At 68.3% G+C, this 21,756-nt stretch carries 20 protein-coding genes and 3 tRNA genes; 5 read left to right on the top strand and 18 right to left on the bottom strand.

Features of this window, described 5'->3' with window-relative positions:
* Window positions 1-93: 93 nt before the first annotated feature.
* The 9 genes from rpoB to FCI23_RS02985 all read right to left on the bottom strand — a co-directional run bounded on the left by rpoB (window position 94) and on the right by FCI23_RS02985 (window position 9,591).
* Window positions 94-3,579, bottom strand: coding sequence for a DNA-directed RNA polymerase subunit beta (rpoB, locus tag FCI23_RS02945; protein WP_136721840.1), 3,486 nt, complete (start codon window positions 3,577-3,579; stop codon window positions 94-96).
* A gap of 574 nt (window positions 3,580-4,153) precedes the next feature.
* Entirely contained in the window at window positions 4,154-4,537 is a 384-nt protein-coding gene (gene rplL, locus FCI23_RS02950; RefSeq protein WP_136721841.1) for a 50S ribosomal protein L7/L12, read from the bottom strand.
* An 86-nt stretch (window positions 4,538-4,623) separates the two neighbouring features.
* The gene (gene rplJ, locus FCI23_RS02955) at window positions 4,624-5,190 is read right to left on the bottom strand and encodes a 50S ribosomal protein L10 (protein ID WP_136721842.1); all 567 of its coding nucleotides are present in this window, start codon (window positions 5,188-5,190) and stop codon (window positions 4,624-4,626) included.
* 297 nt (window positions 5,191-5,487) lie between these two features.
* Window positions 5,488-6,402 carry a hypothetical protein gene (locus FCI23_RS02960; protein ID WP_136721843.1) on the bottom strand — a complete coding sequence of 305 codons (915 nt, stop codon included), beginning with the start codon at window positions 6,400-6,402 and terminating at the stop codon, window positions 5,488-5,490.
* 362 nt (window positions 6,403-6,764) lie between these two features.
* Window positions 6,765-7,487 (bottom strand): 50S ribosomal protein L1, encoded by a 723-nt coding sequence (gene rplA / locus FCI23_RS02965; RefSeq protein ID WP_136721844.1) that lies wholly within the window; start codon window positions 7,485-7,487, stop codon window positions 6,765-6,767.
* Between the two features lie 74 nt (window positions 7,488-7,561).
* Complete coding sequence (gene rplK, locus FCI23_RS02970) at window positions 7,562-7,996, bottom strand: 50S ribosomal protein L11 (RefSeq protein ID WP_136721845.1); 435 nt, start codon at window positions 7,994-7,996, stop codon at window positions 7,562-7,564.
* A gap of 155 nt (window positions 7,997-8,151) precedes the next feature.
* The gene (gene nusG / locus FCI23_RS02975; RefSeq protein WP_136721846.1) at window positions 8,152-9,024 is read right to left on the bottom strand and encodes a transcription termination/antitermination protein NusG; all 873 of its coding nucleotides are present in this window, start codon (window positions 9,022-9,024) and stop codon (window positions 8,152-8,154) included.
* 77 nt (window positions 9,025-9,101) lie between these two features.
* Window positions 9,102-9,410, bottom strand: coding sequence for a preprotein translocase subunit SecE (gene secE / locus FCI23_RS02980; RefSeq protein WP_136721847.1), 309 nt, complete (start codon window positions 9,408-9,410; stop codon window positions 9,102-9,104).
* A 108-nt stretch (window positions 9,411-9,518) separates the two neighbouring features.
* Window positions 9,519-9,591, bottom strand: a tRNA-Trp gene (locus tag FCI23_RS02985).
* 234 nt (window positions 9,592-9,825) lie between these two features.
* Between FCI23_RS02985 and FCI23_RS02990 the strand changes: the two genes are divergently transcribed.
* Window positions 9,826-11,070, top strand: a complete 1,245-nt coding sequence (locus tag FCI23_RS02990) for a pyridoxal phosphate-dependent aminotransferase (protein WP_407645912.1) — start codon at window positions 9,826-9,828, stop codon at window positions 11,068-11,070.
* Between the two features lie 243 nt (window positions 11,071-11,313).
* On the top strand, window positions 11,314-12,342 hold the full coding sequence (locus FCI23_RS02995) for an adenosine deaminase (RefSeq protein WP_136721848.1): 1,029 nt from the start codon (window positions 11,314-11,316) through the stop codon (window positions 12,340-12,342).
* A 9-nt stretch (window positions 12,343-12,351) separates the two neighbouring features.
* Here FCI23_RS02995 and FCI23_RS03000 read toward each other — a convergent pair whose 3' ends face one another.
* The 9 genes from FCI23_RS03000 to FCI23_RS03040 all read right to left on the bottom strand — a co-directional run bounded on the left by FCI23_RS03000 (window position 12,352) and on the right by FCI23_RS03040 (window position 18,348).
* Window positions 12,352-13,539, bottom strand: coding sequence for a hypothetical protein (locus FCI23_RS03000; protein ID WP_407645914.1), 1,188 nt, complete (start codon window positions 13,537-13,539; stop codon window positions 12,352-12,354).
* A 46-nt stretch (window positions 13,540-13,585) separates the two neighbouring features.
* Window positions 13,586-14,641, bottom strand: coding sequence for a UDP-N-acetylmuramate dehydrogenase (locus FCI23_RS03005; protein WP_136721849.1), 1,056 nt, complete (start codon window positions 14,639-14,641; stop codon window positions 13,586-13,588).
* 123 nt (window positions 14,642-14,764) lie between these two features.
* On the bottom strand, window positions 14,765-16,204 hold the full coding sequence (locus FCI23_RS03010; RefSeq protein WP_136722014.1) for a DHA2 family efflux MFS transporter permease subunit: 1,440 nt from the start codon (window positions 16,202-16,204) through the stop codon (window positions 14,765-14,767).
* A gap of 88 nt (window positions 16,205-16,292) precedes the next feature.
* Window positions 16,293-16,850, bottom strand: coding sequence for a TetR/AcrR family transcriptional regulator (locus FCI23_RS03015; protein WP_136721850.1), 558 nt, complete (start codon window positions 16,848-16,850; stop codon window positions 16,293-16,295).
* 48 nt (window positions 16,851-16,898) lie between these two features.
* Window positions 16,899-17,333 carry a MaoC family dehydratase gene (locus tag FCI23_RS03020; protein ID WP_136721851.1) on the bottom strand — a complete coding sequence of 145 codons (435 nt, stop codon included), beginning with the start codon at window positions 17,331-17,333 and terminating at the stop codon, window positions 16,899-16,901.
* A 1-nt stretch (window position 17,334) separates the two neighbouring features.
* A complete protein-coding gene (locus FCI23_RS03025) occupies window positions 17,335-17,802 on the bottom strand; it encodes a MaoC family dehydratase N-terminal domain-containing protein (protein ID WP_136721852.1) in 468 nt (155 codons plus the stop codon).
* 100 nt (window positions 17,803-17,902) lie between these two features.
* A complete protein-coding gene (gene rpmG, locus FCI23_RS03030; protein ID WP_169316665.1) occupies window positions 17,903-18,067 on the bottom strand; it encodes a 50S ribosomal protein L33 in 165 nt (54 codons plus the stop codon).
* Between the two features lie 89 nt (window positions 18,068-18,156).
* Window positions 18,157-18,229: transfer RNA gene (locus tag FCI23_RS03035), tRNA-Met, on the bottom strand.
* Between the two features lie 46 nt (window positions 18,230-18,275).
* A tRNA-Thr gene (locus tag FCI23_RS03040) sits at window positions 18,276-18,348 on the bottom strand.
* A gap of 265 nt (window positions 18,349-18,613) precedes the next feature.
* Between FCI23_RS03040 and FCI23_RS03045 the strand changes: the two genes are divergently transcribed.
* The 3 genes from FCI23_RS03045 (at window position 18,614) to FCI23_RS03055 (ending at window position 21,297) form a co-directional block, all read left to right on the top strand.
* Complete coding sequence (locus FCI23_RS03045) at window positions 18,614-19,831, top strand: amidohydrolase family protein (protein WP_136721854.1); 1,218 nt, start codon at window positions 18,614-18,616, stop codon at window positions 19,829-19,831.
* A 17-nt stretch (window positions 19,832-19,848) separates the two neighbouring features.
* On the top strand, window positions 19,849-20,511 hold the full coding sequence (locus tag FCI23_RS03050; RefSeq protein ID WP_136721855.1) for an NAD(P)H-binding protein: 663 nt from the start codon (window positions 19,849-19,851) through the stop codon (window positions 20,509-20,511).
* A gap of 411 nt (window positions 20,512-20,922) precedes the next feature.
* Window positions 20,923-21,297: a hypothetical protein gene (locus FCI23_RS03055; protein WP_136721856.1), complete on the top strand. Its 375-nt coding sequence runs from the start codon at window positions 20,923-20,925 to the stop codon at window positions 21,295-21,297.
* Window positions 21,298-21,756: the final 459 nt, after the last annotated feature.

Genomic DNA, 21,756 nt, shown 5'->3' on the forward strand with positions numbered 1-21,756 from the left:
CGGCCAAGCGTTACAGCCGGGGTCGAATGTCAAACATGGTCTGAACGGTCCGGGGAAGGTGGGGGCTCTTCGGGAAGAGCCCCCACCGGCCCGTCAGACCTCTTCGACGCTGCTCGGCTCGCGCCGGGACAGGTCGATACCGAGCTCCTCCGCCGCGCGGAAGACGTCCTCGTCGGTGTCGCGCATCTCGATGGACATGCCGTCCGAGGACAGCACCTCCACATTGAGGCAGAGCGACTGCATTTCCTTGATGAGCACCTTGAAGGACTCGGGAATGCCCGGCTCGGGGATGTTCTCGCCCTTGACGATGGCCTCGTAGACCTTCACGCGGCCGAGCACGTCGTCGGACTTGATTGTCAGGAGCTCCTGAAGTGCGTAAGCGGCGCCGTAAGCCTCAAGGGCCCACACCTCCATCTCACCGAAGCGCTGACCGCCGAACTGCGCCTTACCACCCAGCGGCTGCTGGGTGATCATCGAGTACGGACCGGTGGAGCGGGCGTGCAGCTTGTCGTCCACCAGGTGGTGCAGCTTGAGGATGTACATGTAGCCGATGGAGATCGGCTCCGGGAACGGCTCGCCGGAGCGGCCGTCGTACATCCGGGCCTTGCCGGAGGGCAGGACCACACGCTCGCCGTCGCGGTTGAGGGTCGTCGACTCGAAGAGACCGGTGATCTCGTCCTCACGGGCACCGTCGAAGACCGGGGTCGCGACATTGGTGCCGGCCGCGACCACGTCCGCGCCGATGTCCTGCAGGCGGCGGGCCCAGTCCGCATCGACGCCTGAGACGTCCCAGCCCTGGCTGGCGAGCCAGCCGAGGTGGATCTCCAGGACCTGTCCCGGGTTCATCCGGGACGGGACGCCGAGCGGGTTGAGGATGATGTCGACCGGAGTGCCGTCCTCGGTGAAAGGCATGTCCTCGACCGGCAGGATCTTCGAGATGACACCCTTGTTGCCGTGACGGCCGGCGAGCTTGTCACCGTCGGTGATCTTGCGCTTCTGGGCGACATAGACGCGGACCAGCTGGTTCACGCCCGGGGGAAGCTCGTCGCCCTCCTCGCGGTCGAAGACGCGGACACCGATGACCTTGCCGATCTCGCCGTGCGGCACCTTCAGCGAGGTGTCACGGACCTCACGGGCCTTCTCACCGAAGATCGCACGGAGCAGGCGCTCCTCCGGGGTCAGCTCGGTCTCGCCCTTGGGCGTGACCTTGCCGACCAGGATGTCGCCGGCGACGACCTCGGCACCGATACGGATGATGCCGCGCTCGTCGAGGTCGGCGAGGACCTCTTCGGAGACGTTCGGGATGTCCCGGGTGATCTCCTCGGGGCCGAGCTTGGTGTCACGGGCGTCGACCTCGTGTTCCTCGATGTGGATCGAGGAGAGGACGTCGTCCTGCACCAGACGCTGGCTGAGGATGATCGCGTCTTCGTAGTTGTGGCCCTCCCACGGCATGAACGCCACGAGGAGGTTCTTGCCGAGCGCCATCTCGCCCTCGTCCGTGGACGGGCCGTCGGCCAGCACCTGGCCGGCCACCACACGGGCGCCCTCGTCGACGACGACCTTCTGGTTGAAGGAGGTGCCCTGGTTGGAGCGGGCGAACTTGGCGACGCGGTACGTGTTGTACGTGCCGTCGTCGTTGGCCACGGTGACGTAGTCGGCGGAGACCTCCTGGACCACACCGTCCTTGTCGGCCTTGATGACGTCACCGGCGTCGACCGCACAGCGGTACTCCATGCCGGTGCCGACCAGCGGGGCCTCCGCCTTGAGCAGCGGCACGGCCTGGCGCATCATGTTGGATCCCATGAGCGCGCGGTTGGCGTCGTCGTGCTCCAGGAAGGGGATCATGGCGGTCGCGACCGACACCATCTGGCGCGGCGAGACGTCCATGTAGTCGATCTCGGTGCCCGGGACGTAGTCGATCTCACCGCCGCGGCGGCGGACCAGGACCCGGGACTCCTCGAAGGTGTTCTCGTCCGACAGCGGGGCGTTCGCCTGCGCGATGACGAAGCGGTCCTCCTCGTCGGCGGTGAGGAAGTCCACCTGCTCGGTGACGACACCCTCCACGACCTTGCGGTACGGGGTCTCGACGAAGCCGAACGCGTTGATCCGGCCGTAGGAGGCGAGCGAGCCGATCAGGCCGATGTTCGGGCCTTCGGGGGTCTCGATCGGGCACATCCGGCCGTAGTGCGACGGGTGCACGTCCCGGACCTCGAAGCCGGCCCGCTCACGGGACAGACCGCCGGGGCCCAGCGCGTTCAGCCGGCGCTTGTGGGTCAGGCCGGACAGCGGGTTCGTCTGGTCCATGAACTGGGACAGCTGGCTGGTGCCGAAGAACTCCTTGATGGAGGCGACGACCGGCCGGATGTTGATCAGGGTCTGCGGCGTGATCGCCTCGACGTCCTGGGTGGTCATCCGCTCGCGGACGACGCGCTCCATCCGGGCCAGGCCGGTACGGACCTGGTTCTGGATGAGCTCGCCGACGTTGCGCAGGCGGCGGTTGCCGAAGTGGTCGATGTCGTCGGTCTCCACGACGATCGAGGCGCCGTTCTCACCGACCGTCTCGGTCTCTCCGGCGTGCAGCTTGACCAGGTACTTGATGGTCGCGAGAACGTCGTCGGTGGTGAGCACACGGGCGTCCAGCGGCGCGTCGCTGCCGAGCTTCTTGTTCACCTTGTAGCGGCCGACATTGGCGAGGTCGTAGCGCTTGGGGTTGAAGTAGAGGTTCTCCAGCAGGGTCTGTGCGGCCTCGCGGGTCGGCGGCTCGCCCGGACGCAGCTTGCGGTAGATGTCGAGGAGCGCATCGTCCTGGCCCTGGGTGTGGTCCTTCTCCAGGGTGGCGCGCATGGACTCGTACTCGCCGAACTCCTCGATGATCTGCTCGGTGGTCCAGCCGAGAGCCTTCAGGAGGACGGTGACGGACTGCTTGCGCTTGCGGTCGATGCGGACACCGACCATGTCGCGCTTGTCGATCTCCAGCTCCAGCCAGGCACCGCGGGACGGGATGACCTTGGCGGAGTAGATGTCCTTGTCGGACGTCTTGTCGATCTGGCTGTCGAAGTAGACACCCGGCGAGCGGACCAGCTGGGTCACCACGACACGCTCGGTGCCGTTGATGCAGAAGGTGCCCTTGTTGGTCATGAGCGGGAAGTCGCCCATGAAGACCGTCTGGGACTTGATCTCGCCGGTCTCGTTGTTGGTGAACTCGGCCGTGACGAAGAGCGGGGCCGCGTACGTGAAGTCGCGCTCCTTGCACTCGTCGATCGAGTTCTTCGGTGGCTCGAAACGGTGATCACGGAAGGTCAGGGACATCGACCCGGAGAAGTCCTCGATCGGCGAGATCTCCTCGAAGATCTCTTCCAGACCGGACTTAGTGGGGACATCCTGACCGTTGTCCAGGGCCGCCTCGACACGAGCCTTCCAGGCGGCGTTGCCGAGGAGCCAGTCAAAGCTTTCGGTCTGCAGCGCGAGGAGGTTCGGTACCTCTAGGGGCTCCTTGATCTTCGCAAAGGAGATACGGAGCGGGGCGGTGCTGGCACCATTATTCGAATTGGCAGTCGAGGCGTTGCGCGAGGCGGCCAAGAGGGGGTCCTTCCGAGGGCTCGGACTCACTACGCGCGTACCGGTTCCGCCCCTGAGCCCATGAGGGGACGCCCTGGTCCAGGGCATCTTCGGCAAGCTCAGGCTTGGGGTTGTTCCTGGTGACGGGCCAGGCAACAGCTAACAGGCAGCGCAAAGGGTCAGTGTAGCCATTCGGCACACTGATGTCCAGTGCAGAGTTCTGGAGACCGGCAGAGCCAATCTCTCCCTCCGGGAGGGTCGCCCCTCGTTGTCCTTCTCGACTGTGCTTCGTGCTTGCCACGCTAGGCATTCCCGCATCGCCGCCGATCCATGCCTCGGTGCTGGACCGATCTGGCGGTGCGTCCTGAGAATTGCGCGCTACGTGCGGTTCGTCAAGGCCTCCGCCCAGCGGGGATCATCACAGGGCAGCTCGCCAACCAGCGATGATCACGATACCCGCAGGGCTCGGCAGCACGGGAGAGCCGCCACTCAAACAACGCAGGGCGACCACCCGAAAGGGTGGCCGCCCTGCGGCTGATCAGCCCCCCGAAGGGGGACTGATCCCGAGCCGGAGGCCCGTTTGGTGCGCTGATACTTACTTGACCTCGACGGAGGCGCCAGCGGCCTTGAGGGACTCGGCAGCCTTCTCGGCGGCCTCCTTGGGGGCCTTCTCCAGGACGGCCTTCGGAGCGCCGTCCACGAGGTCCTTGGCTTCCTTCAGGCCCAGCGAGGTGAGCTCACGCACGACCTTGATGACCTGGATCTTCTTCTCACCGGCGCCGGTGAGGATGACGTCGAACTCGTCCTGCTCCTCCGGGGCCTCGGCGACGGCGGCAGCGCCACCACCGGCGGCAACGGCGACCGGAGCGGCAGCCTTGACGTCGAACTTCTCCTCGAACGCCTTCACGAACTCGGAGAGCTCGATGAGGGTCAGGGTCTCGAACTGCGAGAGCAGCTCGTCCTGGGACAGCTTCGCCATGATGGCGTCCTTCCACTAATTCGGCAGGTGCCGGGTGTATATGAAGGCGGGCGTACGGGCCCGCTGCGACCGAACGCGAGGAGTGACTACTCCGCGCTCTCGGCCTCGGCGGGAGCCGGCGTACCGGCACCGCCCTGCTCTGCCTCGCGCTTCTCGCGCAGCGCGTCCACCGTGCGGACGAACTCCGTGAGGGGGGCCTGGAAAGTCGCCGCGGCCTTCGCCATGGACGCCTTCAGGCCACCCGCCAGCTTGGCGAGCAGCACCTCGCGCGACTCGAGGTCCGCGAGCTTCTTGATCTCATCCGCGGACAGCGCCTTACCGTCAAGGACACCGCCCTTGATGATGAGGTTCGGGTTGTCCTTGGCGAAGTCACGAAGACCCTTCGCCGACTCCACCGGGTCACCGGTGACGAAGGCAACAGCCGTCGGACCTGCGAACAGGTCGTCCAGCACATTGATCCCGGCCTCGTTGGCCGCGATCTTGGTCAGCGTGTTCTTCACCACGGCGTACTGGGCGTTCTCACCGAGCGAACGGCGCAGCTGCTTCAGCTGCGCCACGGTGAGACCGCGGTACTCGGTCAGCACGGCGGCATTCGAGCTGCGGAACTTGTCCGTCAGCTCGGCAACCGCGGCAGCCTTATCGGGCCTCGCCATGAGCCTCGGCCTCCTTCCGGGTGATTGCGGACCGCAAGGATCCGAAGGAGGGGGCTGAACAAAACGAAACGCCCCGGCGCAAGCGCACGGGGCGTGACTCGACCGGGATAAATCCCGGGAGTCCATCCACGAACACCTACGCGGGTCGTCCGCAGCTAGCGGATCCTTCGGCCACCGCGCCCCTTTGTATGGGCACAGCAACGACCAGCGGTCTTTGGCTTCGCTCGGAGAATACGGGACAGGCTGCCGCCCGGGCAAATCGGTGCCGGCCGCCCGGCCCGGCCCGAGCCCTGGGCCTTACGCGGACGGGGCCGCGCTCTGCGCCGCGAGCAGCTTCGTGACGTCGAGGGTGTCGGCGGCCGGCGGCGCGGTCACGGACACCTTGGTGCCGTAGCCCGAGTAGTACGTCGTCGAGCGCATCGTGCCGTTCGCGGTGCTGCCCTGCTCGGTCTTCTTCACCAGCAGGTTGTCGCCGTTGACCCACAGGTCGATCTGCTCGGTCTTGATTCCGGCCGCTTCGAGCTGCTTCTTGAGCGCCTTCAGCTCCTTGGCGCTCAGGCCGTTGTCGGACTTCGCGGCCAAGGCGGCGACATCGACCGTCCCGGAGTAGTGGGTGGCCCGGACGCCCCGGACCGTCTGCGAACCGGCCTTCTTCACATCCCCGGAGGCGATGATCATCTGTACGGATTGTGCCGGGTTGCTGTTCTGGAGCTGGTCCGAGACGAACGCCGTGGACGCCCCGCCGAGCTTGGCGTAGGCGTCGTAGTCGTATTTCAGCCAGTGTTTGCCGCCCATGGCCTTGATGAATGAGCCGGCCATCTTCACATACATGGCGTTCGCCAGGAACCGCGTCTGGCTCGTGCCACTGCTGCCGAGCTTCTTCAGCTGCTCGCCGGTCGCCCCGCCCTGCGTCATGGCCAGCTGCCCGGTGGTGCCGCCGCCGGACCACTCGAGGGCACCCTGCTGGCTGATGGCCACCGTGGTACCGATCGTGGTCTGCCCGTCGACCTTGACCGAATGCGCCTTCTCCGTCTTGCTGACGGCCTCCCGGAGGGCCTTCAGCGCCGCCGTGCTGACGGCCTCGGGCTGCTTCGCGCCACTGCTCTGCGAGGCCTTGCCGGAGCCGGACGAGTCACAGGCCGTCGCACCGGCCGCCAGCGCGGCGAACGCCACGAGCGAGGCACAGGCGCGGCGTGTGGTGCGGGTGTTCATATCTCCCCCTGGGCAGATCGAAGTACCAGCACACTAACGGCCGGTCCTGTCAGCCGTCTTCCACGCACTAAGAGGCCGCGCGAATAGGTGGGGCGGGTTAAGGAGCGGGTCGAGGGCCGAGTCTGGCAAGGCGGAGGTGGGGGCACCTCCTGGGGGCACCTCCCGGCCGAAGGCTGGGGGAGGTAGCTGGGGGAGAAGGCGACGCGGAGCGTCGTCGACCGACACCGACGACAACACTTCCAGGCGAGAGCCATCGGCCCGCGACGCCGCCCCACCTATTCGCGCGACCTCTGAGGGCCGGGCCCCGCCCCTCCGAAGCGGAGGAGCGGGGCCCGGCCCTCAGAGCCCGCGGGCGGTGACCGTCAGACGGTCCCCTCCTCCTCGACCAGGAGGTTACGGGTGCGGTTCTGGTCGACCAGGATGCCGGGGCCCATCGTGGTGCTGATGGCGGCCTTCCTGATGTAGCGGCCCTTGGCGGCCGACGGCTTCAGACGCAGGATCTCGTCCAGCGCGGCGCCGTAGTTCTCGACCAGCTGCTGCTCACCGAAGGACGTCTTGCCGATGATGAAGTGCAGGTTCGAGTGCTTGTCGACCCGGAACTCGATCTTGCCGCCCTTGATCTCGGTAACCGCCTTGGCGGTGTCCGGGGTCACGGTGCCGGTCTTCGGGTTCGGCATCAGGCCACGGGGACCGAGCACCCGGCCCAGACGGCCGACCTTGCCCATGAGGTCCGGGGTGGCGACGACGGCGTCGAAGTCCAGCCGGCCCTTCGCGACCTCGTCGATCAGCTCGTCGGAGCCGACGATGTCGGCGCCCGCGGCACGCGCGGCCTCGGCACGGTCGCCGGTCGCGAAGACCAGGACCCGGGCGGTCTTGCCGGTGCCGTGCGGAAGGTTCACGGTGCCGCGGACCATCTGGTCGGCCTTGCGCGGGTCGACACCCAGGCGGAAGGCGACCTCGACGGTCGAGTCGAACTTGGTGGTGGAGGTGTCCTTCGCGAGACGGACGGCCTCGAGCGGGGCGTACAGGTGCTCCCGGTCGACCTTGGCGTCCGCAGCGCGGAGGGCCTTGCTGCGCTTGCTCATTGTGCTTCTCCTGAATGCTGTCTACGGAGTCGTGGTGCGGGCCGAGCCGGCCCTTCCACGGGGATGTGCGGCTGTCAGCCCTCGACCGTGATGCCCATGGAACGGGCGGTGCCGGCGATGATCTTCTCGGCGGCGTCCAGGTCGTTGGCGTTCAGGTCCGGGAGCTTCGTGGTGGCGATGTCACGAACCTGGGCACGGGTGAGCTTGGCGACCTTCTTGACGTGCGGCTCGCCGGAGCCCTTGTCCACACCTGCGGCCTTGAGGATCAGCTTGGCAGCCGGCGGAGTCTTCGTGATGAAGGTGAAGGAGCGGTCGTCGTAGACCGTGATCTCCACCGGCACGACCATGCCACGCTGCGACTCGGTCGCGGCGTTGTAGGCCTTGCAGAACTCCATGATGTTGACGCCGTGCTGGCCCAGCGCAGGGCCGACCGGCGGAGCCGGGTTGGCCGCGCCGGCGTTGATCTGGAGCTTGATAAGCCCCGTGACCTTCTTCTTCTTGGGAGGCATTGCTCTCTCCGGGTCCTAGTGAGAGTGTTCTCTGCCTGCGAGCAGGCATACCGCACCACGATAGCGGGTATCATGGCGCGGCCTGAAACCGAGCAGGTCAGACAGCCTGTGAGAGCCTGCCTGACCTGGACGGAAGTACGGGTTGACCGCTGCGGTCAGTTCTTCTGGATCTGGTCGAAGCTGAGCTCGACCGGGGTCTCCCGGCCGAAGATCTCGACCAGGCCCTTGACCTTCTTCGAGTCGGCGTTGATCTCGTTGATCGTCGCTTGGAGCGTCGCGAACGGGCCATCGGTGACGGTGACCGAGTCGCCGACCTCGAAGTCCAGCACCTGGACCTCGACCTTGCGCCTCGGCGCGCCGCCCTCGCTGGCCGCGGCGGCCGCCTCCTCGATCTCCGGGGCGAGCATCTTGACGATCTCGTCCAGGGTCAGCGGATACGGGTCGTAGGCGTTGCCGACGAAGCCGGTGACGCCCGGGGTGTTGCGGACGACACCCCAGGACTCGTTCGTCAGGTCCATGCGCACCAGCACGTAGCCGGGCAGCTTGTTCTGGCGGACGGTGCGGCGGTCGCCGTTCTTGATCTGGACGACCTCTTCCTGGGGCACCTCGGCCTGGTAGATGTAGTCCTCGACGTTGAGCGAGACGGCGCGCTGTTCCAGGTTGGACTTCACACGGTTCTCGTAGCCGGCGTAGGTGTGGATCACATACCACTCGCCCGGCAGCGTGCGGAGCTCCTCGCGGAAGGCGGCCACCGGGTCGACCGGCGGCTCTACTTCCGCGGCGGCTTCCGCTTCTTCTGCCTCTTCTGCCTCTTCTTCGTCGGCCTCTCCGGCCACGTCAGCCTCTTCGGCCGCTACGACTTCGTCCTCGTCGACGAGGTTGACCGCGGCCTGCTCGGCGGACTCACCCGCCGCCACGTCAGCAGCCTCGGCCTGGTCGACGTCCGCGTCGGCGGCCTCAATGATGTCGAGCGCGGTGTCGTCGCCCTCGGCGGTCGCGTCGGCGTCGTACACGTTCGGGTCAGACACGGTCGCTGCTTCTTCCTGACTTCAAGGGGTGGAACGTGCGGGCGGGCGCCACGGACGCCTTCCGCGGGGTATCAAGCTCAGCCGAAGACGTACGAAACGGCCTTGTTGAATCCCCAGTCAATCACGGTAACGAGCGCGATGATGACGACAACGAACACAATCACGACGGAGGTGTACGTCATCAACTCGTTGCGCGTGGGCCAGACGACCTTGCGGAGCTCCGCAACAATCTGGCGGTAGAAGAGCCCCAAGCGTGCCAGCGGGCCCTTCTTGCCGCGCTTGCCGCCCTTGCGGGTCTTTGTGCTGATGCTCTCAGCGGCCTCGGTGGTGTCACCGTCGGGACGACCACTTTCAGGCGTCGCGGTGGAGCCCAGGGCTTCCGTCACTCGTCCTCACCTGAATCCGGGTCGTGGCCATGACGCGCCCGGTTGAGCCGCACAGCCGTGCATTTCATTGACGTACGCAAGCACACACCCTTTTAAAAGCGTGTGTAGCAGGGTCGGAGGGACTCGAACCCACAACCGCTGGTTTTGGAGACCAGTGCTCTACCAATTGAGCTACGACCCTTTGGAACGCCCCCAACTTACCGCATCCAACCGGCTGCGTGAGGTACGCAGGCAAGATCGGCTCGCGGGAGGCCACCGCCGCATGAGTGTACGTGCTCCATGACCGCGCGTCGAATGCGTGACACCGCCGGCGCCATGGCCCGGGCCCCGGCAGGCGAGCCCCCGCACCAGGGAGTAACCAGAGAGTAGGGGAACTCGTGTGACCGAGCGCCGGTGAGGGTGCGACGATGCAAGCATGACCGACGCAACCGCTGCCGCACTGTCCTCCACTGGCCCCGACCGCCGGGTATCGGCAAGGATCGGGGCGATCTCCGAGTCCGCGACCTTGGCCGTGGACGCCAAGGCCAAGGCGCTCAAGGCCGCCGGGCGCCCGGTCATCGGCTTTGGCGCCGGTGAGCCGGACTTCCCGACGCCGGACTACATCGTCGAGGCCGCGGTGGCGGCGTGCCGCAATCCGAAGTACCACCGTTACACCCCGGCCGGGGGCCTGCCGGAGCTGAAGGCCGCGATCGCCGCGAAGACGCTGCGGGACTCGGGCTACGAGGTGGACGCCTCGCAGGTGCTGGTCACCAACGGCGGCAAGCAGGCCATCTACCAGGCGTTCGCGGCCATCCTGGACCCGGGCGACGAGGTCATCGTCCCGGCGCCGTACTGGACCACGTACCCGGAGTCGATCCGGCTGGCCGGCGGGGTGCCGGTGGATGTGGTCGCCGACGAGAGCACGGGCTACCGGGTCTCCGTGGAGCAGCTGGAAGCGGCCCGCACCGAGAAGACGAAGGTCGTGCTCTTCGTCTCACCGTCCAACCCCACCGGCGCGGTGTACAGCGAGGCCGACACCGAGGCGATCGGCCGCTGGGCCGTGGAGCACGGCCTGTGGGTGCTCACCGACGAGATCTACGAGCACCTCGTGTACGGCGACGCGACCTCCACCTCGCTCCCGGCGCTCCTCCCGGAGCTGCGCGACAAGTGCATCGTCGTCAATGGCGTCGCCAAGACGTACGCCATGACGGGCTGGCGTGTCGGGTGGCTCATCGGCCCCAAGGACGTCGTGAAGGCGGCGACCAACCTGCAGTCGCACGCCACGTCGAACGTGAGCAATGTCGCCCAGGTCGCGGCGCTGGCCGCCGTCTCCGGGGACCTGGACGCGGTCGCCGACATGCGCGCCGCGTTCGACCGCCGCCGCCGCACGATCGTGCGGATGCTGAACGAGATCGACGGCGTCGTCTGCCCCGAGCCCGAGGGCGCCTTCTACGCGTACCCGTCGGTGAAGGCCCTGCTCGGCAAGGAGATCCGCGGCAGGCGCCCCGCCACCAGCGCCGAGCTCGCCGCGCTGATCCTGGACGAGGCCGAAGTCGCGGTCGTCCCCGGTGAGGCCTTCGGCACACCGGGCTACCTGCGGCTGTCGTACGCCCTGGGAGACGATGATCTGATCGAGGGCGTCTCGCGTCTGCAGAAGCTGCTCGGCGAGGCCCAGGGCTGACCGCGTGCATTCGTGTAAGCGGGCTACCGGCTGCGGCCGGGAGCCCGCTTACGCGTTCGAGCAAGCGCTCGTTCGGGGAACTCGACTGCCTGATGGCAGATCTCTGCGGCAGGATCTGTGAGTGACTCCTTCCCCTCGGTTACGAGGGGACTTCTCACTTGGCCGCCGTGGCGGTCTCATGACGGACAAGCCCGGCCCGGCGCCTCATGGCACGGAGCGGATTTTACCAGTAACGGAGGGTTAATGCAGAGCGCGCGAGATGTCCGTCTGCTACCGAAGGCACATCTGCACCTGCATTTCACCGGGTCCATGCGGCCGAGCACCCTGCTGGAGCTCGCCGACAAGTACGGCGTACACCTTCCGGAAGCTCTCAGCTCCGGGGAACCACCGAAACTGCGCGCGACCGACGAGCGCGGCTGGTTCCGCTTCCAGCGGCTCTACGACATCGCCCGCTCCTGCTTGCGCTCCGAGGAGGACCTCCGGCGACTCGTCCGCGAAGCCGCCGAGGAGGACGCCCGGGACGGTTCCGGCTGGCTGGAGATCCAGGTCGACCCGACCTCGTACGCCCCCCGGCTGGGCGGCCTGATCCCGACGATGGAGATCATCCTGGACGCCGTGCACGACGCTTCACGGGAAACCGGGGTCGGCATGGCGGTCCTGGTCGCCGCGAACCGTATGAAACACCCGCTCGACGCCCGCACCCTGGCCCGGCTCGCCGTCCGCTACGCCGACCGGGGCGTCGTCGGCTTCGGGCTCTCCAACGACGAGCGGCGCGGCCTCGCCCGTGACTTCGACCGCGCCTTCGCCATCGCCCGCGAGGGCGGCCTGCTGGCCGCTCCGCACGGCGGCGAACTCGCGGGCGCGAGCAGTGTCCGTGACTGCCTGGACGACCTGCACGCCGGCCGGATCGGGCATGGAGTGCGGGCGGCGGAGGACCCGCGGCTGATGGCCAAGCTCGCCGAGCGGCAGATCACCTGCGAGGTGTGCCCCACCTCGAACGTCGCCCTCGGGGTCTACGAGAAGCCGGAGGACGTGCCGCTGCGCACCCTCTGGGACGCGGGGGTCCCGATGGCCCTGGGCGCCGACGATCCCCTGCTGTTCGGCTCGCGCCTGGCCGCCCAGTACGAGCTCGCGCGCGACGCGCACGCCTTCACCGACGCCGAGCTCGCCGAGCTGGCCCGGCAGTCGGTACGCGGATCGGCCGCACCCGCCGACGTACGGGACCGGTTGCTCACCGGGATCGACGACTGGCTGTCGGCGGACCCGGAGTAGCCCGCCGGCTCATTTCCTGCTCAGCCGGCGGCGGCCCCGCATCGGCCGCATCGGCCACAGCAGTACGTAGCCGGCCGACCCCGCCACAAAAGCCAGCCGGATCAGCCCGCGGGCGCCGTCGGAGGGGACCAGCAGCGTACTGCCGTAGAGGGAAAGCAGCGCGATCCAGCTCCACCACGGCACCAGGCGGCGCTGGCCGATCGCGTCCCACACCAGGGTGCCCAGCAGGATCGAGGCGCTGTAGTAGGTATAGACGCTGGGGTCGAGCGCGATCCGGGCATCGGCGCCGAGCAGTACGACCGCGGGCCAGCGCCCCCTGAGCACCGCCACCGTGCCCAGCCCGAAGCCGAGCAGCGCCTGCGCCGGGCGGTCCCACCACGGCGTGGCCGGGGCGTGCACCCCGAGCCAGCGCAACGCCGAGGCGGGCTGGTTCGCGATGGCGAAGTGGGCGGCGGCCACGGAACCGAGATGGGTGAGGTAGAACGGCAGCCAGGCCGCGGCAACCAGCCCCACCAGCCAGCAGGCGGCCCGACGCCGGTCCGGCCGCTCCACGGCCAGCAGCAACGGGAGAAACGCCAGCGCCCACGGCTTGGAGTCCACCGCCAGGGCGAGCATGATCCCCACGGCGACCGGGCGGCCGCGTACCAGCGCCCGGATCGCCAGGGTGGTGAAAAACAGCGCCAGCACATCGTCGAGATGCGCGAAGCGCACCGACACCTCCACCCACATCGGGATGAACGCCAGCCCGGCTATCAGCACCCGCTGCTGGAGACGGCGGTGGTTGAGCCCGGTCCCCAGATTGAACTCCGCGGCGGTACGCCCCACCAGGACGAGCATGTACAGGCCCAGGCCCGACATGACCGCCTCGGCCGTCCGCACCCCCACCGCGGCCGGGAACGGGTCGAAGAGAGCAGCGCCCAGAAAACTGACCGGCCCGATCTGCAACTCCGGGTGATTCGCGTAGATCCCCAGACCGCCGCCGGGCTGTCCCTCGACCAGCAACTCACCGCCGGTCCGCAGATAGTGCCAGGAGATGCCGCCGTGCCGCTCCGCGATCAGGAACCAGACCACGGTCCAGACGGCCAGTACGACGATGTGCGAGCGAAACGGCCAACGTCTGGGGCGACCACTCTCGCTGTGGTCCGCCTCGCTGTCGTCTGCCGCGCTCTGCGCTGCTGCCGTTTCCAGGTGCCGCACTCCGGACTTTCCACCTTCATCTCGGGAAGGGTTGGTCAGCCCTCCTTCAGAGACGTACGCCTACCGTCACAGGTTCATTCACCAGCGTGACGCCGAATGTGGCGTGCACCCCCTCCCGTACCTCGCGGGCGAGTGCCAGCAGGTCGGCGGTCCTGGCGTGGCCCCGATTTGTCAGCGCCAGGGTGTGCTTGGTCGAAATGCGGGCCGGTCCGCTGCCGTAGCCCTTCGCGAAGCCCGCCCTGTCGATCAGCCAGGCGGCCGAGGTCTTCACGCGGCCCTCCCCGGCAGGGTAGGCCGGTGGGTTCGCCCCGGGGACGAGCCGCTCGCGGACCCGGGTCAGGAACGCCTCGTACTCCGCTTCCGTCAGGATCGGGTTGGTGAAGAACGAACCCGCCGACCACGTGTCATGGTCCTCCGGGTCCAGCACCATCCCCTTGCCCGCCCGCAGCTTCAGCACCGTCTCGCGCGCCATCGCCAGCGCGACCCGCTCACCGGGTTCCGCCCCCAGGGCGCTCGCCATCTCCGCGTATCTCACCGGCATCGACAGGCCGCCCGCCTCCTCCAGCCCGAAGCGCACCCGGAGGACGACAAAACGTTCCGGCTCCGCCTTGAAGCGACTGTGCCGGTACGAGAACCCGCACTCGGCGCCGGGAATGGTGACCCTTTCGCGGCTCACGCGGTCGTACGCCACCACCTCGGTGATCGTCGACGACACCTCCTGCCCGTACGCCCCCACGTTCTGGATCGGCGTCGCCCCCGCCGATCCAGGGATGCCGGCCAGACATTCGACGCCGGCCAGCCCCGCCTCCACCGTGCGGGCGACCGCGTCCGCCCAGACCTCCCCGGCGGCGAGTTCGAGGCGGGCGCCGTCCAGGGCGAACCCGGCCGTCGCGATGCGCAGGGCCGTGCCGTCGAAGCCGTCGTCCCCGATGACGAGATTGCTGCCGCCCCCGATGACCAGCAGCGGCGTCCCGGTCCGGTCGGCCTCCCGCACGACGCCGACAACCTCGGCGTCCGTAGTCGCCGTCACGAGGCGGGCGGCCGGGCCGCCCAGTCGGAATGTGGTCAACGGGGCGAGGGGGGCGTCTTCGAGTACTTGCACGGGCTCCACCCTACGGTGCCCTCGCCGGGCCGGCCGGGGCGGCGCCGGGTGCCCCCGGCATGCTCGCAGCCAAGACAACCTGCCGCGCCGGTCCGGCCGGACGAACCCAGCCCGTCCGGCGGGTCAGCCGGACAACGCCGAGGGGACGGAACCCGCGCCGGAGGCGCCCCGCGTCGCACCGGCCTGCCCGGTGAGGGAGACGGAGAGGATGGCCGCCGCGGCCAGGGCTACCGCGCCCGCGCCGACCCACAGGGCCGGGGTCAAGCCGTCCACGAACCGCGAAGCGGACTCGTAGCCGCCGTGGGCGGAGAAGACCGCCGCAAGGGACGCCACCCCGAGCGCGCCGCCTATCTCGCGGAAGGCGTTGTTCGCACCGGAGGCGATGCCCTGCTCCTCCGGGCGGACGCTGCTCATGACGAGGCTCGCACTGGGCGCGAAGTAGAGGGCCATGCCGACGCCGCTGATGACCAGCGCCGGCACCTGGGCGGCGTACGAGACGTCGGGCGCGATGACCAGCGCGAACAGCCCGAGGCCGACCGCCTGGAGGGCCAGGCCGGCAGCGACGACCGGACGGCCGCCGATACGGTCGCTGAGGATCCCGGCGATCGGCGCGACGAGCATCGGCATACCGGTCCAGGGCAGCATGCGGACCCCGGCCTGCATCGGCGAGTAGCCGACCACGCCCTGGAGGAACTGGCTGAGCAGGAAGATTGATCCGAACATGCCGAGGAACATCAGCAGGCTCGCGGCGTTGATGGCGCTGAAGGCACGGCTGCGGAACAGCCGCATCGGCAGCATGGGGTTCGTGGCGCGCAGTTCGTACGAGACGAACGCGGCGAGCAGGACCGTGCCGCCGATGAGGCCGCCCAGGACGGAGGCGCTGGTCCAGCCGTCGACATTGCCGCGCACGAGGGCGTAGACGATGCCGAACAGGCCGCCGCTGGCGAGCGCGGTGCCGGGGAGGTCGAGCCGCGGGTTCGGGCCGCGGCTCTCGTCGAGCCGCAGCCGGGCGAGCGGGATGAGCAGCAGGCCCAGCGGGACGTTCAGCCAGAAGATCCACTGCCAGGTGAAGTGTTCCGTGAGCGTGCCGCCGATGAGCGGGCCGGTGGCGACGGCGAGGCCGTTGGCCGCGCCCCAGATGCCGAAGGCCGTGCCGCGCCGTTCCGCCGGGACCGCGGCCGACAGCAGGGTCAGGGTCAGCGGCATGAGGATCGCGGCGCCGACACCCTGAATGGCGCGGGCCGCGATCAGTTCGCCCATGCCGGGGGCGAGCGCGGCCCCGGCGGAGGCGGCGGAGAAGATGCCGAGCCCGATGATGAACAACCGGCGGCGGCCGAAGCGGTCACCCAGCGCGGCACCGAACATGAGCAGCACCGCGAAGGTGAGGGTGTAGGCGCTCACCGTCCATTCGAGGTCTTGGAGCGCGCCGCCCAGGTCCTTGCGGATGGAGGGGAGGGCGGTGGTGACGACGAGGTTGTCGAGCGCGGCCATGAAGCCGGCCACGCTGGTGATGATCAGGGCCCATACGGCGGTGCCGCGGCGGGCTGCTGTTCCGTGCTCCATGCCTGTCTGCATGACTCCCCCAGCAGGTTAGTTATTGATCAATAACTTCGATGGACAGCTGGACACACCTCAATGGTGTGGTGTGCGATCAGCCGGTGGAGCGCTCGGCGTAGAGCTCCTCGACTCCGGTCCAGCAGCGCTCCCCCTCGGGGACACCGAGGGCTACCAGGACATTGACGAGCATGCCGGTGCCGAAGAACTCGGCGGCGGTGCGATCGTCGACCCCCGTACGGGCTCGTACGTATTCCCACAGGCCCATCCAGCCACGCCGGCAGGCTTCGCTGATCTCCTGGTCGTCGACCGAGGCGACGTACATCTGGAGCTGCATCCGGAGGGCTTCGCCGTCCCGGATCAGGTCCTGGTACGAGCCGCACATCGCCTCGAACGCGGCCTGCCCCTCCAGCCCCTCGGACGCCTTGTCGAAGTGCCGTTCGATGTTGCGTACACAGCGCTCGGCGACGGCGATGAAGAGCGCCTTCTTGTTCGGGAAGAGACGGAAGAGATACGGCTGCGAAACGCCCACGCGCTTGGCGATCACACCGGTGGACGTGCCGTTGTAGCCGCCCATGGCGAACTCCGTCATCGCCGCACGGACGGCTGCCTCGCGCCGCTCGTCCGCGCTCATCCGGATTCCGTCACTCGCCATGAAAGTAAGTTATCGGTCAATAACCAAGGGCGTCAACCCCCGCTGCCCTCAGGCCAGTCGGACCACCGCGCGGGACATTCCCAGGACCTTCTGACCGCCGCTGGTCGCGACGAGGTCGACCCGGACGGTGCGGTCCTCCTCGCTCAGCTTGGCCGCGACCTTGGCGCCGACCTCGATCACCGCACCGGCCTCGTCATTCGGCACGACGACCGGCCGGGTGAAGCGGACCCCGTACTCCGTCACCGCGCCCGGGTCACCGGCCCAGTCGGTGACGACCCGGATCGCCGAGGCCATCGTGAACATGCCGTGCGCGATCACGTCCGGCAGCCCGACCTCCTTGGCGAACTTCTCGTTCCAGTGGATCGGGTTGAAGTCGCCGGAGGCACCCGCGTACCGGACCAGCGTGGCGCGGCTCACGGGGAAGGTCTGCGCCGGCAGCTCGGTGCCGACCTCGACGTCGTCGTAGGAGATCTTGGCGGTCACTTCAGGCCCCTTCCGGGTCTTCCGGCTCCGGAGCGCGGGCCACGAGCATTGTGTACGCGGTCACCACATGCTCACCGCTCTCGTCGCTCACCTCGCCGCGGACCGACAGCACATCGTTCCCCGCGAGTGACTTGATCGAATCGATGTACGTCACAACCGAGAGCCGGTCACCGGCCCGGACCGGGCGGGAGTACGTGAACTTCTGGTCGCCATGGACCACCCGGCTGTAGTCGAGCCCCAGCTCCGGGTCGTCGACCACCTGGCCGGCCGCCTTGTACGTGATCGCGAAGGCGAAGGTCGGCGGCGCGATCACATCGGGGTGGCCGACGGCCTTCGCCGCCTCCGGGTCCGTGTACGCGGGATTCGGGTCGCCGATCGCCTCGGCGAACTCGCGGATCTTCTCGCGGCCCACCTCATAGGGCGGGGTGGGCGGATAGCTCCGCCCGACGAACGACTGATCCAGTGCCATCAGCACCTCCTGGCTCTCTGACTCTCCGGCTGGACGCATTCAATGCCACGAGGCCGCCCCCGGGTGGTAGGGGCGGCCTCGCGGTCGTAACAGCCTGAAGTCAGCGCGTTTCGCGGTGCGCGGTGTGCACGTTGCAGCGCGGGCAGTACTTCTTCATCTCAAGACGATCCGGGTCGTTACGCCGGTTCTTCTTGGTGATGTAGTTCCGCTCCTTGCACTCCACGCAGGCCAGCGTGATCTTCGGGCGGACGTCGGTAGCGGCCACGTGAGTGCTCCTTGACGAACGACTAATAGAACTTGAACACAGCAAGAGTAGCCGATTGAAGGACCGATCCCTCAATCGGCTGCACAGGGTAGCGGTGACCGGACTTGAACCGGTGACACAGCGATTATGAGCCGCTTGCTCTACCGACTGAGCTACACCGCTGCGATGAAGAGGATCACCACCGGGTGGTGGTTCACCAGATCATCCGAGCCCCAATGCGGAATCGAACCGCAGACCTTCTCCTTACCATGGAGACGCTCTACCGACTGAGCTATTGGGGCGAGCGAGGAAGACATTACACGGTCCGCCGCCGAAGGTGAAATCCGTATCCCACGTGCACAGAACGGGCCACCGCCCGGACCTCGCACAGACCCCGACCAGCCCTGCACCGGTGTAACACAAGTCACTTGACACCACTCCGGACAATCCCGGGGCGGTCCCAAACGGCGACCCCGCCAGTATGACTAATCGCCTCTTCCCGGACGCATCCGACACCGCCCCCTAGGCTCGTGTTGCGCGATCTTGCCTCCGGCCCCGAGGAACGCGATGACCGATCCCACCGACACGACCGCCACCACCCTCCTGCTGTACGGCGCCCGTCTCTCCGACGGCCGCTGCGTCGACGTACGCCTCGCCGGCTCCCGCATCGAAGCCGTCGGAACCGTCGGCAGCCTGGGCCCCGCCGTAGGCATGAACATCGACCTCAGCGGCCACCTGCTGCTCCCCGCTCCCGCCGAACCCCACGCCCACCTCGACACAGCCCTCACCGCCAACAGCACCGGGCCGCCTTCCTGCGAGCCCGAGGACATCCAGCGCCGCGTCACCGAGGCCGCCCTCCTCCAGCTCGGCCACGGCGTCACCGCTCTGCGCACCCACGTACGCATCGGCGACGTCCAGGGGCTCAGCTCCCTGGAAGCCGTCCTCCAGGCCCGGCGCGCCCTGCGCGGCCTCATCGAGCTCCAGACCGTCGCCGTCCCCCGGCTCCTCACCGGCGCCGCCGGGGCCGACGGGCTCGCCATCCTGCGGGACGCCCTCAAAATGGGCGGCTGCGTCGTCGGCGGCTGCCCCGACCTCGACCCCGACCCCGGCGGCTACGCCGAAGCCGTACTCGGCGTCGCCGCCGAATTCGGCCTCCCCGTCGACCTGCACACCGAGGGTGACGACCCCGCGCGCCTCGCCCGCCTCGCCGCCATGGCCGGCGGCCTCCGCCCCGGCGTCACCATCGGCCCCTGCGGCGGCCTCGCCCGCCTCCCCCGCGACACCGCCGCCCGCGCCGCCGACCAGCTGGCCGCCGCCGGCGTCTCCGTCGCCGCCCTCCCCCAGGGCAACTGCGGCGCCCTGGAGACCGCACAACGCGGGAGCACCGCGCAGGTTCGGATCCTGCGCACCGCCGGCGTCCGGGTCACCGCCGGCAGCGGCGCCCTCCGCGACCTCGCCAACCCCGTCGGGCGCGGCGACCCGCTCGAAGCCGCCTTCCTCCTCGCCTCCCACGGCGCGTGCACCGCCACGGAGGCCTACGAAGCCGTCAGCAACCGGGCCCGTGCCGTCCTCGGGCTGCCCGAAGTCCGGATCGAGGCCGGCTTCCCTGCCGAGCTGCTGGCGGTGCGCGCCGAGGGCCTCGAGGCGATGCTGTCGCTCGCGTACAGCCGCATCGTCATCCACCGCGGCCGGGTCGTCTCCCGTACCAGCGCCGTACGCGAATACACCGATACCCTCGCCCTCGACCTGCCCCGCCAGTCCCGGAGCCGCACAGATCCCGCCTAAGGCGTAGCGTCGTATACATGCGCATTGTGATCGCTGGTGGACACGGAAAGATCGCCCTGCGACTGGAACGGCTCCTCGCCGGCCGTGGCGACGAAGTCGCGGGCATCATCCGCAATCCCGCCCAAGCCGACGACCTCCGCACCATCGGTGCCGAGCCCATCGTCCTCGACCTCGAATCCGCCACCGCCGCCGAAGTGGCCGAAGCCCTCCGAGGCGCCGACGCCGCCGTCTTCGCCGCAGGTGCCGGGCCCGGCAGCGGCCCCGCCCGCAAGGAGACCGTCGACCGCGCCGCCGCCGTCCTCTTCGCCGACGCCGCCGAAAGCGCCGGCGCACGCCGCTTCCTCATCGTCTCCTCCATGGGCGCCACCTTGGAGCCACCACCCGGCACCGACCCCGTCTTCGCCGTCTACCTGCGCGCCAAGGCCGCCGCCGACGCCGCCATCAGCTCCCGCACCGGCCTCGACTGGACCATCCTGCGCCCCGGTACCCTCACCAACGACCCCGGCACCGGCCGAGTCCACCTCGCCGCCCGCACCGGCCCCGGCTCAGTCCCCCGCGACGACGTCGCTGCCGTCCTCGCCGAGCTGCTGGACACCCCCTCCACCGCCGGGCTCACCCTGGAACTGATCTCCGGTAACACCCCGATCCCCGTCGCGGTCAAGAACGTCGCCGGGAACTGACGCCCACGACGATCCGGGCCAGCGGCTATGCGGCTAGCGACGGGGCGGGGGCGATGGGGCGCCGCTTGAGGGCTTGGCGCGCTAGTGCCCCACGCCTGCCACAGGAAGGCTCACTGGTCGCCATATGGCGCTCCCGTTTCCTTGATGGCACAAGGCGTTTCGGTACCTCCGACCAGCCGAGCCCATGCCCTTCCTTTGGGAACCATTCATCCCGATATCAATTGCCCAGGCATACGGGGAAATTCAGCCAAGAAATGGCTAACTTTCCGTCATGCGAGCGAAAAAACCCCTGGATTCCACACAGGATGAGAAAGCTCATCGAGAGCTCACCGGCATCTCAGGGAATTCGGGTGCGGTGCGAGTTAATCTCTCGCGGCAGGCCCAATCCAGGGCCGTCTCAGGGGAGTCACCTTGAATACTCGTATCGCCGCTGTTGCCGCGCTGTCCGCCGTACTCGTCGCAGGAGGCGCCACAGCCGCCAACGCCGCCGCTCCGGCGAAGAAGCACGCGCCGAAGTCGAGCATCAGCATCTCGGCGAGCGCCACCCACGTGCAGGTGGGGGCTTCGATCACCTTCTCCGGCAGCACCACTGGCCTGTCCAAGGGCAGCACTGTGACGCTTCAGGAGCAGAACACGCACGGCAAGTGGGTGTCGCTGCACGCCAGCACCACCGTCGACCGCCACAGCAGCTACTCGATCAACGGCACCCTTGGCAAGGGCAAGCAGACGCTGCGCGTCGTGGACGGGACCACCACCTCCTCGTCGGTGACCGTCGTCGTGAAGTGATCTGACCACGGCCATTGCCTTTTGGGGCCAGGAAACTCCCAAAAATGGCAGCGCCTGGAAACCGGTTCGCGGTATCGGGCGAGCTCGAGGATAAGCGGGCGTGGCGGTGCCCGGGTCCGGGCCCTTTCTGAGAAATTCACACACATTTGCCTGAGGCACATTTAGATGAAGTAGGAGGAACGCCATCATGAACGATTACGACCCAATAAGCCCCCACAAGACGGGCGCGACGTCAGGGCCGTCGGTTGCTGGAAGTTCAGGCGGCGCCGTACGGCGATCGCTGTCGAACACAAGAAGTGGATGGATCGGGGCCGCTGCGCTGATGTGTGCGGTGATCGGGCTTTCCGCCGGTTGGACCACGTCCTCCTCGGCAACAGCCACGTCCCTCTCGGCAACAGCAGCGCACCAGGCGCCGCCCAGCGGGGGATCCGGGGCTCGGTCTGGACCGGCCCCAGGGGG

It is taken from the genome of Actinacidiphila oryziradicis, assembly GCF_005047355.1.
GTDB lineage: Bacteria > Actinomycetota > Actinomycetes > Streptomycetales > Streptomycetaceae > Actinacidiphila > Actinacidiphila oryziradicis.